The sequence below is a fragment of the Streptomyces sp. ISL-43 genome, assembly GCF_018614195.1.
Classification (GTDB): domain Bacteria; phylum Actinomycetota; class Actinomycetes; order Streptomycetales; family Streptomycetaceae; genus Streptomyces.
This window is the reverse complement of record NZ_JAGGOT010000016.1, coordinates 1-15,691: the sequence shown is the minus strand read 5'-3', so window position 1 is coordinate 15,691 and position 15,691 is coordinate 1. Positions and strand designations below refer to the sequence as shown.

Annotated in this window: 12 protein-coding genes; 8 read left to right on the top strand and 4 right to left on the bottom strand. The window is 73.4% G+C overall.

The window, feature by feature from the left end:
* The 7 genes from J7F03_RS10415 to J7F03_RS10385 all read left to right on the top strand — a co-directional run bounded on the left by J7F03_RS10415 (position 1) and on the right by J7F03_RS10385 (position 10,967).
* Positions 1-1,407, top strand: coding sequence for a hypothetical protein (locus J7F03_RS10415; RefSeq protein WP_374104299.1), 1,407 nt, complete (start codon positions 1-3; stop codon positions 1,405-1,407).
* Positions 1,408-1,553: 146 nt separating this feature from the next.
* Positions 1,554-2,489, top strand: coding sequence for a glutamate ABC transporter substrate-binding protein (locus J7F03_RS10410; protein ID WP_251071713.1), 936 nt, complete (start codon positions 1,554-1,556; stop codon positions 2,487-2,489).
* Positions 2,489-3,847 (top strand): hypothetical protein, encoded by a 1,359-nt coding sequence (locus tag J7F03_RS10405; protein WP_374104298.1) that lies wholly within the window; start codon positions 2,489-2,491, stop codon positions 3,845-3,847. Before J7F03_RS10410 ends, J7F03_RS10405 begins: the two co-directional genes overlap by 1 nt.
* Before the next feature lie 5 nt (positions 3,848-3,852).
* Positions 3,853-6,624, top strand: coding sequence for a serine/threonine-protein kinase (locus J7F03_RS10400; protein WP_214948431.1), 2,772 nt, complete (start codon positions 3,853-3,855; stop codon positions 6,622-6,624).
* A 3-nt stretch (positions 6,625-6,627) separates the two neighbouring features.
* Positions 6,628-8,454: a protein phosphatase 2C domain-containing protein gene (locus tag J7F03_RS10395; RefSeq protein WP_214948413.1), complete on the top strand. Its 1,827-nt coding sequence runs from the start codon at positions 6,628-6,630 to the stop codon at positions 8,452-8,454.
* Positions 8,455-8,479: 25 nt separating this feature from the next.
* A complete protein-coding gene (locus J7F03_RS10390; RefSeq protein ID WP_214948412.1) occupies positions 8,480-9,805 on the top strand; it encodes a VWA domain-containing protein in 1,326 nt (441 codons plus the stop codon).
* 85 nt (positions 9,806-9,890) lie between these two features.
* A complete protein-coding gene (locus tag J7F03_RS10385) occupies positions 9,891-10,967 on the top strand; it encodes an FHA domain-containing protein (protein ID WP_214948411.1) in 1,077 nt (358 codons plus the stop codon).
* 37 nt (positions 10,968-11,004) lie between these two features.
* Here J7F03_RS10385 and J7F03_RS10380 read toward each other — a convergent pair whose 3' ends face one another.
* On the bottom strand, positions 11,005-11,988 hold the full coding sequence (locus tag J7F03_RS10380; RefSeq protein ID WP_214948410.1) for a methyltransferase domain-containing protein: 984 nt from the start codon (positions 11,986-11,988) through the stop codon (positions 11,005-11,007).
* A 112-nt stretch (positions 11,989-12,100) separates the two neighbouring features.
* Between J7F03_RS10380 and J7F03_RS10375 the strand changes: the two genes are divergently transcribed.
* Positions 12,101-12,505 (top strand): globin, encoded by a 405-nt coding sequence (locus J7F03_RS10375; protein ID WP_214948409.1) that lies wholly within the window; start codon positions 12,101-12,103, stop codon positions 12,503-12,505.
* Between the two features lie 39 nt (positions 12,506-12,544).
* Here the strand turns inward: J7F03_RS10375 and J7F03_RS10370 are convergent, their stop codons facing one another.
* From J7F03_RS10370 to ettA, 3 genes are read right to left on the bottom strand one after another with little or no spacing between them, the layout of a single operon-like run.
* Positions 12,545-13,267: a hypothetical protein gene (locus J7F03_RS10370; RefSeq protein ID WP_214948408.1), complete on the bottom strand. Its 723-nt coding sequence runs from the start codon at positions 13,265-13,267 to the stop codon at positions 12,545-12,547.
* Positions 13,264-13,719 (bottom strand): thioesterase family protein, encoded by a 456-nt coding sequence (locus J7F03_RS10365; RefSeq protein ID WP_214948407.1) that lies wholly within the window; start codon positions 13,717-13,719, stop codon positions 13,264-13,266. Before J7F03_RS10365 ends, J7F03_RS10370 begins: the two co-directional genes overlap by 4 nt.
* A gap of 9 nt (positions 13,720-13,728) precedes the next feature.
* Positions 13,729-15,393, bottom strand: coding sequence for an energy-dependent translational throttle protein EttA (ettA, locus tag J7F03_RS10360; RefSeq protein ID WP_214948406.1), 1,665 nt, complete (start codon positions 15,391-15,393; stop codon positions 13,729-13,731).
* Between the last annotated feature and the right edge of the window lie 298 nt (positions 15,394-15,691).

Below are 15,691 nucleotides of genomic sequence, written 5' to 3'. Positions count from 1 at the left end.
GTGGCCATCACATCACGCGCGCCCGCGCCCGACGGCGGCGTCGTGGCGCCCTCCGGGCCGCCCGCGCCACCTCCCGACGGGCTGTCCGGACGGAGCACGGCCTGGGCCGAGGGCGTGGAGCGGCTGCGCGCCGCCGCCACGACCGAGCCCGGCCGGCTGCGGATCATCGGCGCGGTCCTGGCCGCGCTGGTCCTGCTGTTCGGCGCGGTGGCCTTCTGGGAGATCTCCGGCCGGGTCACCTCCGCCGACGACGTGGTGGGACGCAGCCAGCCGCTGAGCGCGGACGCGGCGAGCATCTACCGCTCCCTCGCGGACGCCGACACGGCCTCCTCCAGCGGCTTCCTCGCCGGAAGCGACGAGCCGCGCGAGGTCCGCCGACGCTACGAGAAGGACATAGCCAACGCGTCCCGGCTGCTGGTGAGCGCCGCCGCGAACACCGGGGCCGGCGAGGACTCGCGCGAGCAGATCACCCTGCTGAGCGAGCAGCTGCCCCGCTACACGGGCCTGATCGAGCAGGCGCGGGCCACCAACAAGCAGGGACTGCCGCTCGGCGGCGCCTACCTCCGCTACGCCAACGAGCAGATGAGCACCCAGCTGCTGCCCGCCGCGCAACGGCTCTACGAGGCGGAGACCGGCCGGCTCTACACGGACTACGACGACGCCCGCGCGGTGCCGCTGGCCTCGCTCGGCGCGGGCCTGCTCGCGCTGACCGCCCTGGTCTGGGCCCAGCGGCGCAACTACCGCCGTACCAACCGCGTCTTCAACCACGGGCTCGTCGCCGCGACCGCCGCCTCGCTGGCGGTCCTGCTGTGGCTGGCCGCGGGGCACACGGTCGCCCGGTCGGGGCTGAGCGAGGCGCGCACGGACGGGCAGGAGTCCCTCAAGGTGCTCAACGACGCCCGGATCGCCTCGCTCCGGGCACGGGCGAACGAGAACCTGACGCTGATCTCGCGCGGCGCCGTACTGGCCGACGACAAGAAGTCCGACAAGTACGACGTGGACTTCACCCACGACATGAAGCTCCTGGAAGCGGGCCTCGCGACGGCGTCGAAGCTCGCCGACGACGAGGCCGGCCGCGCCCCCGTCACCGGCGCCACCGACGGCGTCAAGCGGTGGAAGGAACTGCACACCGCCGCCCGCCAGACGGACCTGACGGGCGACTACCAAGGCGCCCTCGGCCAGGTCATCGGGGACAAGGACCACAAGGAGTACAGCGGGACCGCCTTCGACACGGTGGACGCGTCGCTGGAACAGGCCGTGGTCCACGAACAGCGGGAGTTCACCCGGGCGGCGCGGGACGGCCTCGGCGCGCTCGACGGTTTGTTGACAGGCACGGCGGCCCTGGCGGTCGTCGGCGCGGTGGCGGCACTGCTCGGCATCGGGCGCAGGCTTTCGGAGTACAGGTGAGCGCGATGCCGGGACGGGCGAGGCACGAGGACGCGGGCTCCGGGCGCGCCGAGGCCGCCGAGGTCCACGGCACGGACGAGGAGTACGAGCCCGGCGGCGTGCGGCGGCTCGCGGGCCGGCTGCGCGGCTGGGGCGGTGTCGGCGCGATGGCCGCGGCCTGCGCGCTGACGGCCGCGGCCGTGCTGCTGCCGCTGGCCCAGGCGGCCCCCGGCGGCGCGGCACCCTCCTCGCTGGTGCGCGAGCCGGCCAGGATGGCCGTCGCCCCGCCAGCTCCCGGCGACACCTGCCAGGACCCGGAGGCGAGCCTGCGCCCTGGCGGCCTGGACGGCCCGGCCATCCAGCGGATCCGCGCGGCGGGTCACCTCGTCGCGGGCGTGGACCAGAACAGCTTCAAGTGGGGCTACCGCAACCCGGCCGGCCAGCTCGACGGCTTCGACATCGCCTTGGTCAAGGCCATAGCCAAGGACATCCTGGGCGACGAGAAGGCGGTCATCTACCGGGCGATCCCCACGAGCCAGCGCGTCCCCGCGCTCAAGGACAACACCGTCGACATAGTCGTGCGGACGATGACGATCAACTGCAAGCGGCTGGAGGACGTCGCCTTCTCGACGGCGTACTTCGAGGCGGGACAGCAGGTGCTGGCGCCCAAGGGCTCGGCCATCACCGGCTACGACGCCTCGCTGAAGGACCGCAGGATCTGCACGGCGGCCGGTTCCACGGCGGAGGCGGCCCTGGCCTCCCAGTCGTACGGATCCGTCCCGGTCAGCGTGCCCAACCAGCTGGACTGCCTGGTCCGGCTGCAGCTGGGCGAGGTGGACGGCATCATCACGGACAACGCCCTCGCCGCCGGCCAGGCCGCGCAGGACCCCTCGATCCAGCTCGTCGGCTCCCCGTTCACCAAGGAGTTCTACGGGGTGGCCATGAACAGGGACGCCGGAGATCTGGTGCGCCGGGTCAACAAGGTGCTGGAGGACTACCGTTCGGGCGGTGAGGACAGCCCGTGGATGAACGCCTACAAGACCCACCTGAAGCCCGTGCTGCCCGGCGTGAGCGGACCGCCCGCGCCCAAGTACCGGGACTGATGCCGGTGGCGGATTCTGAGCCCGATGTCACGAGATCGAAGGCGGGGCCGGTGGAAGCTGGATCGGCAGTGATGGACCGGGACGGCGTGGACCGCGCGCTGGCCCGGCTGGGCGCTGAGCACGAGGCCGTCGAGACCTCGCTGCTGGCGCTCCAGGACCACTCCGGGCGGCGGCTCCTGGAGGGCGCCGGGCTGACCGGGGTCACCAAGGAGCGGTGGGCCGTCGCCGACGCGGCCATCACCCGCCTGTGGCGCTACTTCGACGCCTACAGCGGGGCGCTGGCCGCCGCCCGCCAGATCCGGGAGCGGCGGCGCTGGCCGAGCCACGAGGACCTGGTCGAGCTCACCGACCGGCTGCACGGGCCCGGGGTGCTGATCGCCGGGGCCGCGGTGGAGGGTGCACAGCTGGCGGAGCGGTTCTCGCTCGCCGAGCTGGTCGCCCGCATGAACGAGCTGTACGCGAGCTCCCTGGACGTGGTGGTGGCCGCCGATTCGGTGTGGTCCGCGCTGCCCGCCCGGATCGACCTGCTCTCCGCCGAGCTGCACCGCACCCGCACGCTGGCCCACTCGGTGGGGGTCCGCCCCGGGGAGCACCCCTCGGGGGACGACCTGGAGGCCATCACGGCCGAGCTGACGGAGCTGCGGGCGCGGGTGATCGAGGACCCGCTGGCGTTCTGGGTCGCGGTGGCGGGGAGTTCGGCGCCGGGTGGCGGCCGCCCGGACACCAAGCGGTACGACCGGGCCGCGCTCGCCCTGGAGGACGTACGCCGGGAGGTCGAGGCGGTACTGGCCGTCCGGCAGGACTCCGAGCAGCGGCTGATCGGCCTGCGGGACGTGCTCTCCCGGGCCGACCGGACCCTGGCGGAGGCCCGGGTGGCGCGCGGCGAGGTACTGGCGAAGATCGCGGCGTCCGAGGTGCCGGCGGTGAGCGGTCCGCCGACGGCGCTGCAGGAGCAGCTGTCGGCGGCGGCCGAGTACCGGCGCCGGTCCCAGTGGCACCGGCTGTCGCCGCTGCTGGAGTCGCTGGAGGAGCGGGCCGAGGAGGAACTGTTGAGGGCCCGCGAATCGTTGACCGCTGTGACGGCCCCGCTGGCGATGCGGGCGGAGCTGCGCGGGCGGCTCGACGCCTACAAGGCGAAGGTGGCCCGGCACGGAATGGCGGAGGACCCGCTGCTGATGGAGCGCTACGACACGGCCCGGCGGATGCTGTGGAGCGCGCCCTGCGATCTGCGGGCCGCCGAGCAGGCCGTGCTGCGCTACCAGCGGGCGGCGGCCGAGACCCTGGTGCCGCCACAGCAGCAACAGCAGCAGCGATCGGATCGAGAGTGGCCCGTCGGGCCGGGAGAGGGGGACGCGTGAGTCTGATCGGAACGGCGTGCATGCGCCCCGGCTGCCCGGGGTCGTATGAGGACATGGGCGGCGGCGAGTTGTACTGCGGCACCTGCGGGCTGGCGCCGGCCGGCGCGGTCGCGGCGGGCGCCGAGGAGCTGGTGTCGGTGCCGACGGCGATGACGAGCGCGGCGCGCGACGGCGATTCGCAGGGCTCCCAGGGATCTCACGGGTCGCAGGCGTCCCACGGATCCGGGCGGTCCGCTTCCTCGGCCTCCTCGCGGGCCTCCCGGTCCTCGCGCTCGTCCTCCTCCCGGCGCTCCGTGTCGGGCCGGCTGTCGCGCGCGCTCTCGGGCGCCGCGTCCACCCGGTCGGTGTCGGTGCGCAGTTCGGGCTCGGCCCCCTCGGGTTCGGGCCGCGGCCGGCTCGGGGCCGGGCTGGTCAACGTACCGGAGGTGCCGCGTCCGGATCCTTCGGAAGCGGTGCTGGAGAATCCGGAGGTCCCGGAGCGCAAGCGGTTCTGCTCGCGCTCGGACTGCGGTGCTCCGGTGGGTCGGGCGCGCGGTGAGCGGCCGGGACGGACGGAAGGTTTCTGCACCAAGTGCGGGCACCCGTACTCCTTCGTGCCCAAGCTGCACGCGGGCGACCTCGTCCACGGCCAGTACGAGGTCGCGGGCTGCCTCGCGCACGGGGGCCTCGGCTGGGTCTACCTCGCGGTGGACCGGGCCGTCTCGGACCGCTGGGTGGTGCTCAAGGGCCTGCTGGACACCGGGGACCAGGACGCCATGGCGGCCGCGATCTCGGAGCGGCGCTTCCTCGCGGAGATCGAGCACTCCAACATCGTGCGGATCTACAACTTCGTGGAGCACCTGGACCAGCGGACCGGTTCGCTGGACGGGTACATCGTCATGGAGTACGTCGGTGGCAAATCGCTCAAGGAGATCGCCAACGATCGCCGGCGGACGGACGGACGCCGCGATCCGCTCCCCGTGGAGCAGGCGTGCGCCTACGGCATCGAGGCGCTGGAGGCGCTCGGCCACCTGCACAGCAGGAACCTCCTCTACTGCGACTTCAAGGTCGACAACGCCATCCAGCAGGCCGATCAGCTGAAGCTGATCGACATGGGCGCGGTCCGGCGGATGGACGACGATGAGTCGGCCATCTACGGCACCGTGGGCTACCAGGCACCCGAGGTCGCGGAGGTCGGCCCCTCGGTCGCCTCCGACCTGTACACGGTGGCGCGCACGCTGGCCGTCCTGACCTTCGACTTCCAGGGGTACACCAACGTCTTCGTGGACTCGCTGCCGGACCCGGAGCACATCGAGGTGTTCGGGCGGTACGAGTCGTTCTACCGGCTGCTGGTACGGGCCACCGACCCGGATCCGGGACGGCGGTTCGCCTCGGCGCAGGAGATGGCCGACCAGCTGACGGGCGTGCTGCGGGAGGTCGTCGCGCTCCAGACGGGCCGGCCGAGGCCGCAGGTCTCCACGCTGTTCGGGCCGGAGCTGCGCGTGCCGGACGACCGGCTGTTCAGCGACGAGCCGGGGGCGGAGGTGTCCCGGCTGGGCGGGCGGACCGTGAAGCGGTGGAAGGCGGGCCGGCGTTCCGGTCCGGCCGGGGCCGCGGTGGGCCCTTCGGGCTCCGGGCCGGCCTCCGCTACCGGCTCCGCTCCGGGTCCGGGTTCGGTGGCGGCGCCGGGGGCATCGGCCTCCGACCCGCTGGTCGCCCCCTCCGCGGCGCCGATCACGGGCTACGGAACGACCGGGCTCGTGACCACGGCGACGCACAAGGCCGCCGGTCCGGCCGTGCCCGCGCCGCGCCGGGCACCGACGGCGGTGCCGCTGCCGTCCGTCGCCGCCGCCGTGCGGCGGCCGGAGCTGTCGACCCTGGACACCCGCGAGGCCGCCTTGGCCCTGCCGGTGCCACTGGTCGACGCCGCCGACCCCAACGCCGGTTTCCTGGCCGGTCTGCTGGCCTCCGCCCCGGCCGACCTGCTGGCCGCGCTCGGCTCGGCCCCGGGCGAATCCGCCGAGTTGCGGCTGCGGGAGCTCCGGGCCCGGCTCGAACTGGGCGAGGCCGACGCGCCCGTGGTCTCCGAGGCGCTGGACGAGCTGGAAGCACGGCACCCGGACGACTGGCGGGTGGTGTGGGCCCGCGGCATCGCCTCGCTGGCCGTCGGGGAGGACGCGACGGCGGCCCTGTCCTTCGACGCCGTCTACGACGCCTTCCCCGGCGAGCCGGCGCCGAAGCTGGCGCTGGGCCTGTGCGCCGAGGTCCTGGGGCAGCTGGACAACGCCGCCGAGTACTACCGCCTGGTGTGGGCCACGGACCCGGGCTTCGTCGGCGCCGCGTTCGGGCTGGCCCGGGTGCAGCTGGCCGCCGGGAACCGGGACGGAGCCGTGCGCACGCTGGAGTCCGTACCGGAGGCGTCGATCCACTACACCGCCGCTCGGGTGGCGGCCGTACGGGCACGCCTGCGCGACCGGTCTCCGCAGGAGGACCTGCTGCCCGATCTGACGGCGACCGCCGCGCAGGTGGAGGCACTGGGCAGGCTCGGCCTGGACTCGGTGCGCCACGAGCGGCTGAGGGCGGAAGTTCTGGGCTCGGCGCTGGACTGGGTACTGTCGGGCAGCCGGGGTTCCGACCCCGGCGGTACCTCGCTGTTCGGCTGCCAACTGGACGAGCGGGGGCTGCGCTTCGGCCTGGAGCGCTCGTTCCGCGTGCTGGCACGGCTGGCGCAGCGGGGCGAGGAGAGGATCGAACTGGTGGAGCGGGCAAACCGTTTCCGTCCACGGACGTGGGTGTGATTGATGTCGATGCATCGGCCGTCGGGCTGCCCCAGCTGCGCGGAACCCCTGGAAGAGGGTGACCGTTTCTGCGGCCTCTGCGGATACGCCCTCACGGCCTCCGCCCCCACCGCGGCGGCCACCCCGGTGACGCCACCCGCGGCCCCGGCGGCGGCTCCGCCCGTCCCCGCCGCCGCCGCCCCGGCGGCCCCGGCGGGCGGGATGCCGGCTGGCGTCCCGGCCACGCGCGGCCGCCCGGCGCCCGACGAGGCCCTCGCACCCGTGTCCTCCGGCGCCTACGCCCCCGGCCGATACGGCGAGCCGGCCGCCGCCGGGCACGCGGGCGGCGAGCCCGCGCCCGGCTGGGGCAGCACCTCCACCGCCGCCCCCACCCTGGCCTCCGGCCCCACCGGCTGGACCGACCCGGCCGTCGTACCGGGACCGGACGCCGGCGGCCGGTCCCGGTACGACGGCCCCGTCCCGCAGGGCCAGCACCCTGCCGGCGCAGCCCCGTACGGCGCCACCGGGTCCGACCCCTACGGGCCCACCGTCCCGCTCGGCCAGGCCGCCGCGAACTCCTCGGGCTCCTCGGGCTCCTCGGGCTCCTCGGGCTCCTCGGGCTCCTCGGGCTCCTCGGGCTCCTCGGGCTCCTCGGGCTCCTCGGGCTCCTCGGGCTCCTCGGGCTCCTCGGGCTCCTCGGGCTCCTCGGGCGAAGCATGGTACGAGGCCGCTGGATACCAAGCCTCGGAAGCCGCCGCGGAGCCGGGCGGCCCGTACGGCCCCGGCTCCGATTCCGCTGCCGCTGCCGCGGACCAGTCCCCGTACGAGGGCGCGGCCGACGGCCACGAGCCGCCGTACGGGAACCCCGCCCCGCAGGGCCCGGGCTCCGCGCACGAAGCCCCGTACGGCGGCGGCGAGCCGGAAGGCGGCGGGAAGACCTGCGTCGCGTGCCGCGCCGGACGGGTGGACACCGACGGGTACTGCGAGCACTGCGGGCACGCCCAGCCCCGGGAGCGGGACCACCTCGAGGAGGAGCTCGGGAGCGTCGCCGCCGTCAGTGACCGCGGGCTGCGCCACCACCGCAACGAGGACTCCTTCGCCGTGGCGGCCACCGCGCTGCCCGACGGCTCCGCCGCCACCGTGGCCATCGTCTGCGACGGCGTGTCCTCCGCCAGCCGCCCCGACGAGGCTTCGGCCGCCGCCGCCGTCGCCGCCAACGAGGCGCTGCTCGACGCCCTCCCCCGCGGCGCCCACCCCCAGGAGGCCATGCACGAGGCGATCCTGGCCGCCGCGGCCGCCGTCAACGCCCTCGCGCCCGAGGTTCCCGGCGCCCAGAACGCCCCCGCCTGCACGCTGGTCGGCGCCGTCGTCAGCAGCGGTCTGCTGACCATCGGGTGGGTCGGCGACAGCCGCGCCTACTGGGTCCCGGACGACCGCGCCGCGCTCCCCCGGCGCCTCACCGAGGACGACTCCTGGGCCGCCCAGATGGTCGCGGCGGGCCTGATGGGCGAGGCCGAGGCCTACGCCGACGTCCGCGCGCACGCCATCACCGGCTGGCTCGGGGCCGACGCCTACGACCTGGAACCGCACACCGCCACCTTCAAGCCCGACCACGACGGCGTGGTCGTGGTCTGCACCGACGGACTGTGGAACTACGCCGAGTCCGCACGGGACTTGGCCCAGGTGCTCCCGTCCGACGCCGCCGTCCGGCCCCTGCACAGCGCGCAGGTGCTGGTGGGCCACGCGCTCGACGGCGGCGGGCACGACAACGTCACCGTGGCCGTCGTCCCCTTCTCCGCGCCGCCGCAGAGCCCGCCCGCGAGCCCCGCCGCCCCGCAGGCCCAGGCCTGATCCCCGTCCCGAGGAGTACCGACCGATGGCGAACTTCGCCAAGCCGAGCGCCCCGCGCTTCAGCGTGGACGTGTACCAGAACGAGTTCCTCCCCGAGGGCGGCCGCGACGTCCACGCCATCGTCACGGTCACCTCGACCGGCGGGGCCGCCGCCACCCGGACCGCCGTGGTCCCGGGCGGTGCCGCCGTCGTGATCATGGTCGACTGCTCGGGTTCCATGGAGTACCCGCCCGACAAGATGCGCGGAGCCCGCGAGGCCACCGCCGCCGCCGTCGACACCCTTCGCGACGGCACCGCCTTCGCCGTGATCGCCGGTACGCACGTGGCCAAGGAGGTCTATCCGGGCCAGGGCCGCCTCGCCGTCGCCGACGCGGCCACCCGGGCCCAGGCCAAGGAGGCCCTGCGCGGGCTCTCCTCCGGCGGCGGCACCGCCATCGGCACCTGGCTGCGCCTCGCCGACGGCCTGCTGCGCGGGGCGGGCGCCGCGATCCGGCACGGGATCCTGCTCACCGACGGCCGCAACGAGCACGAGGAGCCGGCCGTCCTGCGCGCCACCCTCGACGCCTGCGCGGGCCGCTTCACGTGTGACGCCCGGGGCGTGGGAACCGACTGGGAGGTCAAGGAGGTCACCGGGATCGCGAGCGCGCTGCTCGGCACCGCCGACATCGTGGCCGACCCGGCACACCTGACCGAGGACTTCACGCGCGTGATGGAGAAGGCCATGGGCAAGGAGGTCGCGGACGTCGCGCTGCGCCTGTGGACCCCGGTGGGCGTGGAGATCCAGTACGTCAAGCAGGTCGCGCCGGCCGTCCAGGACCTCACGGACCGCCGTACGGAGGCGGGCCCGCGCGCCGGGGACTATCCGACGGGCTCGTGGGGCGACGAGTCCCGTGAGTACCACGTGTGCGTACGGGTGCCGAGTGCGGCCGTCGGGCAGGAGATGCTGGCCGCCCGCGCTTCGCTCGTCATGCCGGGGGCGCCGGGCGAGGCTCCGGCCGTCCTCGCCCAGGGCCTGGTCCGTGCCGTGTGGACGGACGACCTCGCCTCGTCCACCGCCATCAATCCGCAGGTGGCGCACTACACAGGACAAGCGGAGCTCGCGCAGGCTATCCAGCAGGGCCTGGAAGCCCGCAAACTGGGTGATGTCGGCGGCGCGACGGCCAAACTCGGCCGCGCCGTGCAGCTGGCGAGCGCCTCGGGCAACGCGGACACCGCGAAGCTCTTGGCGAAGGTGGTCGATGTCGTCGATGCGGCTGCGGGTACTGTGCGGCTGAAGGCGAAGGTCGCCGACGCGGACGAAATGACCCTTGAAACGCGTTCGACCCAAACCGTTCGAGTGAAAAAAGCCTGACAATCCGGTTGGGCGCGGGCTGAAGAAGCCAAGACGAAGAAGAAACCCTGCCTCGACCGGGCGGGAAGAAGGAGGAAGCGCCGCGATGCCGACCTGCCCGAACGGGCACCAGTCCGCCTCCGACGACTGGTGCGAGGTCTGCGGCCACCGCATGGCCGCCCCTACGGGCACCCCCGGGGCGCCCTCCTACGGCTACGGCTACCCTCCCACCGGCGAGCCGACCGCCCAGGCCGAGCTCTGCCCGCAGTGCCGGACCCCGCGCGAGGCCATGGCCCCGTACTGCGAGGAGTGCCGGTACAACTTCCTGACCCGCACGGCGACCTCGTACACGCCGGTCGCCCCGGACGCGGGACCGGGCGCCGGTCGCGGCGGCCCGGGCGGCCACGGCGTTCCCGGCACGCACGGCGCTACCGGGGCCGTGGGAACCCCCGGCCCGCCGCCGCCCTCTCCGGGCGCGCCCTCGGCTCCGCCGGCGTACTCCCAGGACCACTTCGACTACCAGGGCTCGCGGCCCTCCCGGGTCAACCGCCCGGCCGAGCCGCTGCAGCGCGAGGACGACTGGATGCTGCCGCCCCCGGCGCACCAGGAGTACCAGCAGCCCCAGTACCAGCAGCAGCCCCCGCCGCCCCAGCAGCAGCGCCAGCAGCCGCAGCAACAGCAGCCGCCGCAGTACCAGACGGCGCAGTACCAGCAGCCGCAGCATCAGCACCACCAGCAGCAGCCCCACCAGCCGTTCCCGCCCCGGCCCCAGGGCGGCGGCGCCTGGACCGCCACCATCGGCCCGGACCGCACGTACTTCATGGCGATGATGCACCGCAGCGGGCCCGAGGCCGCCGGGCTCAGCCTGCCCGCGTACTCCCCCGAGCAGCACCTGCCGCTCACGGGAGGCCAGATCACCATCGGCCGCCGCCGCGCCTCGACGGGCGAGTCCCCCGACATCGACCTGTCGGTGCCCCCGGAGGACCCGGGCGTCTCGCACCAGCACGCGGTGCTCGTGCAGCAGCCCGACGGCAGCTGGGCCGTGGTGGACCAGAACTCCACCAACGGCACGACCATCAACGGCGGCGAGGAGTCGATCCAGCCGTACGTGCCGGTCCCCCTCGGCGACGGCGACCGCGTCCACGTCGGCGCCTGGACCACGATCACCGTCCGGCGCGGCTGAGCCCGCGGGACACCCGCCGGGCTGGGCCGTCCACGCCCTAGCGGCTCGTCTCCCCCAGGGGCCACACGTAGGGCCCCTGGGGATCGTCGAGCCACGACCACTGCCCTTCGGCACTGACCGTCACCCCGAACCGCTCGCGCGCCGGCCGGTCCTCGCGCCGCCACAGGTCCAGCGCCTCCCTCGGGTGCAGCGCGCCCGAGGTCAGCACCAGCATGAACTGGAAGCGCTCGTTGCCCACGAGCTCGTACGGGAGCCCTGGCGGCATCCCGTAGGTGCCCGGCGGCGCCGCCGTGGCCCCGCGCAGGGGCACGAAGTACGCCGGTGTGTGCAGGAAGCGGCCCTCCGCGAGATCGGCGTCCCGCACCGTCAGCGCGATCAGTCCGGTCGACAGCGGGGCCAGGATCCGCGCCCCCGGCCGGCACTGGCCGAGCCAGGCGTACGGGATCAGCGGGAGCGTGCAGGTCACCAGGATCCGGTCGAAGGGGGCGCGGGAGGGGCAGCCGCGCGCCCCGTCTCCGGTGACGACGGCCGGCCGGTAGCCGAGCCGGGCCAGGTGCGAGCGGGCCGACTCGGTGATCTCCTCGTCCAGGTCCACCGTGGTGACGTGGGCGTCGCCGAGCCGGTGGCAGAGCAGGGCCGCGTTGTAGCCGGTGCCCGCGCCGATCTCCATCACGTCGTCCCCGTCGCGCACGTCCAGGGCTTCCAGCATCTTCGCCATCAGCGAGGGCTGGCTGCTGGAGGAGACCAGCTCGCCGTCGCGCAGCCGGGTCGCGAGCGGGGCGTCGGTGTAGACCCCGCGCAGCCAGCGGGCCCGCCGCCCGGGGTCGGGGTCCTCGGACCAGATCCGTTCGTGGCCGGCGCCGCGGCCGATGTAGTAGTACGGGACGAAGACGTGCCGGGGCACGGCGGCGAAGGCCGCCCGCCAGGCCGGATCCTCCAGCACCCCGGCGGCGGTCAGCTCGCGGACCTGAGCCGCGTGCGCGGTCTCCCGCACGTCGCGGACCTCGGCGTGTGTGCCCATGCATCCACTGTCCTGCCGACGGCGTCCCCGGGCTACCCCGAGGCCCCCGGCAGCCATGGACAGGGGTCCTAGGACCGGGGTCCTCCGTCCGGGCGTCTGAGACGATGGTCGGGTGAATGAGATTCCGCGGGGCACGGTCCAGGAGCAGACCTTCTACGAACAGGTGGGCGGCGAAGCCACCTTCCGCCGCCTGGTCCACCGCTTCTACGAGGGGGTCGCGGAGGACCCGCTGCTGCGTCCGATGTACCCGGAGGGGGACCTGGGACCCGCCGAGGAGCGGTTCGCGCTGTTCCTGATGCAGTACTGGGGCGGCCCGAACACCTACAGCGAGGACCGCGGCCACCCGCGCCTGCGCATGCGGCACGCGCCCTTCCAGGTGGACTCCGCGGCGCACGACGCGTGGCTGCGCCACATGCGGATCGCGGTGGACGAGCTCGGCCTGGCGCCGGAGCACGAGGCGCAGCTGTGGCGGTACCTGACGTACGCAGCCGCGTCGATGATCAACACGGCGGGCTAGCGCGGACCGGATCCCGTACGAGGTCCCGTACGCGATCTTCTAGACGGGCCGGACCAGCAGGGCGCCGAGGCCGCCGGGGCGGCGCGTGGCGATCGAGCCGTACGGGGTGCGCAGCCGCAGCCAGCCCCCGGCGGCGAACAGCGCGAGGGGTTCGGGGGCGCCGGGCGGGGCGGGCGCGGGCACGGGCACGGGCACGGGGGACCGTACCGGCCGCAGGAAGCCCAGGGACTGCGCGGCGTGCACGGCGCGCAGCGGAAGCTCGGTGTCCCCCAGCGTGCGGGACCAGATCTCGCGGCCGATGCGGTCGCGCTCGGAGCGGGTCCGGTGCTGCGGGGGCAGGGCCTCGTCACGGGCCCGGAATTCGGCGACGGCGGCCACCAGGGCCTCCCGTACCGCCTCGGGGCCGGGCAGCCCCTCCACCTGCCGCCAGCCCGCGCGGGGCGGGAGCACCCCGGCCCAGGGCGGTCCGGTGACGGGCGCGGGCACGACGGCGCCGGCCTCGCGGGCTTCGTCGACGGACTCCAGGAGCTCGCCGGCCGAGACGGTCAGGTCCAGCGGGGCCGAGACGGGCGCGGCGAGCCGCACCGTACGGATGGCCAGCACGTCGAAGGACGGCGGCCGCCCGAAAACGGCGAGCGCGCCGCCGCCGGCCTGCGCCTGCAGGCGGACGGCGGCGGCGTGGTCGTAGTGCACCAGCCGGCCCAGGAAGGCGGCGAGGTCCGCCGCCTCCCCGGAATCGGCGAAGCGCAACTGCTCGTTCATGCCGCGAGACCCCTGGAACCGGTCTGCGGCTCGTCCAGGTACTCCTGGAGGAAGAGCTTCTCCTCGGCGGTGATGCGGCGGGGCCGCCCCTCGACGAGGTTGTACGGCACGACCACGGTCTCGGCGCGCACGTAGACCGTCTCGGGCGTCTCCTCGGTCGCCTCGTCCTTGACCTCGTAGCGGATGGTCAGGGACGCGGCGCCTATCCGGGTCACCCAGGATTCGATGAGGACCGGCTCGTGGCGGTGCACGAGGGGCAGCTTGTAGTCGATCTCGTGGCGGGCCACGACGGAACCGCCCGTGAAGGACTCACTGCCCTCCCCCGGCGCGAGGCGGAACATGAAGTCGATCCGCGCCTCCTCCAGGTAGCGGAGGAAGACGACGTTGTTGACGTGCCCGAAGGCATCCATGTCCGCCCAGCGCAGGGGGCACCGGTAGTGATGTCTGGCCATGGCTCGACCTCAGCCTCGGGTGAGCTTCTTGTAGGTGGCGCGGTGCGGACGCGTGGCGTCCGCTCCGAGCCGCTCGACCTTGTTCTTCTCGTACGACTCGAAGTTGCCCTCGAACCAATACCACTTGGACTCGCCCTCGTACGCCAGGATGTGCGTGGCGACTCGGTCCAGGAACCAGCGGTCGTGGGAGATGACCACGGCCGCACCCGGGAACTCGAGGAGTGCGTTCTCGAGCGAGGACAGGGTCTCGACGTCGAGGTCGTTGGTGGGCTCGTCGAGGAGCAGCAGGTTGCCGCCCTCCTTGAGCGTCAGCGCGAGGTTCAGGCGGTTGCGCTCACCACCGGAGAGGATGCCGGCCGCCTTCTGCTGGTCCGGACCCTTGAAGCCGAAGGCGCTGACGTACGCGCGCGACGGCATCTCGACCTGGCCCACGTTGATGTAGTCCAGCTCGTCCGACACGACCGCCCAGAGGGACTTCTTGGGGTCGATGTTGGCGCGGCTCTGGTCGACGTACGAGATCTTGACGGTCTCGCCGACCTTGACGGAGCCGGAGTCCGGATCCTCCAGGCCCAGGAGCATCTTGAAGAGCGTGGTCTTGCCGGCGCCGTTCGGGCCGATGATGCCGACGATGCCGTTGCGCGGCAGCGTGAAGGACAGGTCGTCGACCAGGACCTTGTCACCGAACGCCTTGGAGAGGTTGTTGACCTCGACCACGATCGAGCCCAGACGCGGGCCCGGCGGGATCTGGATCTCCTCGAAGTCCAGCTTCCGCATCTTGTCCGCCTCGGCTGCCATCTCCTCGTAGCGGGCGAGACGGGCCTTGGACTTGGTCTGGCGGCCCTTGGCGTTGGAGCGGACCCACTCCAGCTCTTCCTTGAGGCGCTTCTGGCGCTTCTCGTCCTTGCGGCCCTCGACCTTGAGACGCGTGGCCTTCTTCTCCAGGTAGGTGGAGTAGTTGCCCTCGTACGGGTGGGCGCGGCCGCGGTCGAGCTCGAGGATCCACTCGGCGACGTTGTTCAGGAAGTACCGGTCGTGGGTAACGGCCACGACGGCGCCCTTGTACTGCGAAAGGTGCTGCTCCAGCCAGTTCACCGACTCGGCGTCGAGGTGGTTGGTGGGCTCGTCGAGGAGGAGCAGGTCCGGGGCCTCGATCAGCAGCTTGCAGAGCGCGACGCGGCGCTTCTCGCCACCGGAGAGGTTGGTGACGGGCCAGTCGCCGGGCGGGCAGCCCAGGGCGTCCATGGCCTGCTCGAGCTGGGCGTCGAGGTCCCAGGCGTTGGAGTGGTCCAGGATCTCCTGGAGCTTGCCCATCTCGTCCATGAGCGCTTCGGTGTAGTCGGTCGCCATTTCCTCGGCGACCGCGTTGAAGCGCTTCAGCTTGGCCATGATGTCGGCCGCGCCGTCCTGGACGTTCTCCAGGACCGTCTTCGACTCGTCGAGCTTGGGCTCCTGCATGAGGATGCCGACGGTGAAGCCGGGAGACAGGTACGCCTCACCGTTGGACGGCTGCTCCAGCCCCGCCATGATCTTGAGGACGGTGGACTTACCGGCGCCGTTCGGGCCGACCACACCGATCTTCGCGCCGGGCAGGAAGTTCAGGGTGACGTCATCAAGAATCACCTTGTCGCCGTGCGCCTTGCGCGTCTTGCGCATGGTGTAGATGAACTCAGCCAAGAGAAACCGTCCGGCAGATCGATGGGTGGGCAGATACACCCCATCTTGCCAGTCGTCTACACCTACGGGCGAATGGGTAGGTCAGCCGCCCCTGACCTGGGGCGCAGTCTGACGAGCGTCATGCGCTGGTCACTGTGGGTTGCCATCGGTGGACGCTGGAGACCCTTCGACGGCCCACAGACGGCACCGAACCGCCGCCTAGGGTCGCTAGCGCCAGCGACCGGCCTTGCTAGCGCCGGCAACCTCGCCGGCAACCGAACCCGCCCCTGATCAGGGCGCTAGTGCTGCTCCGCGGAAG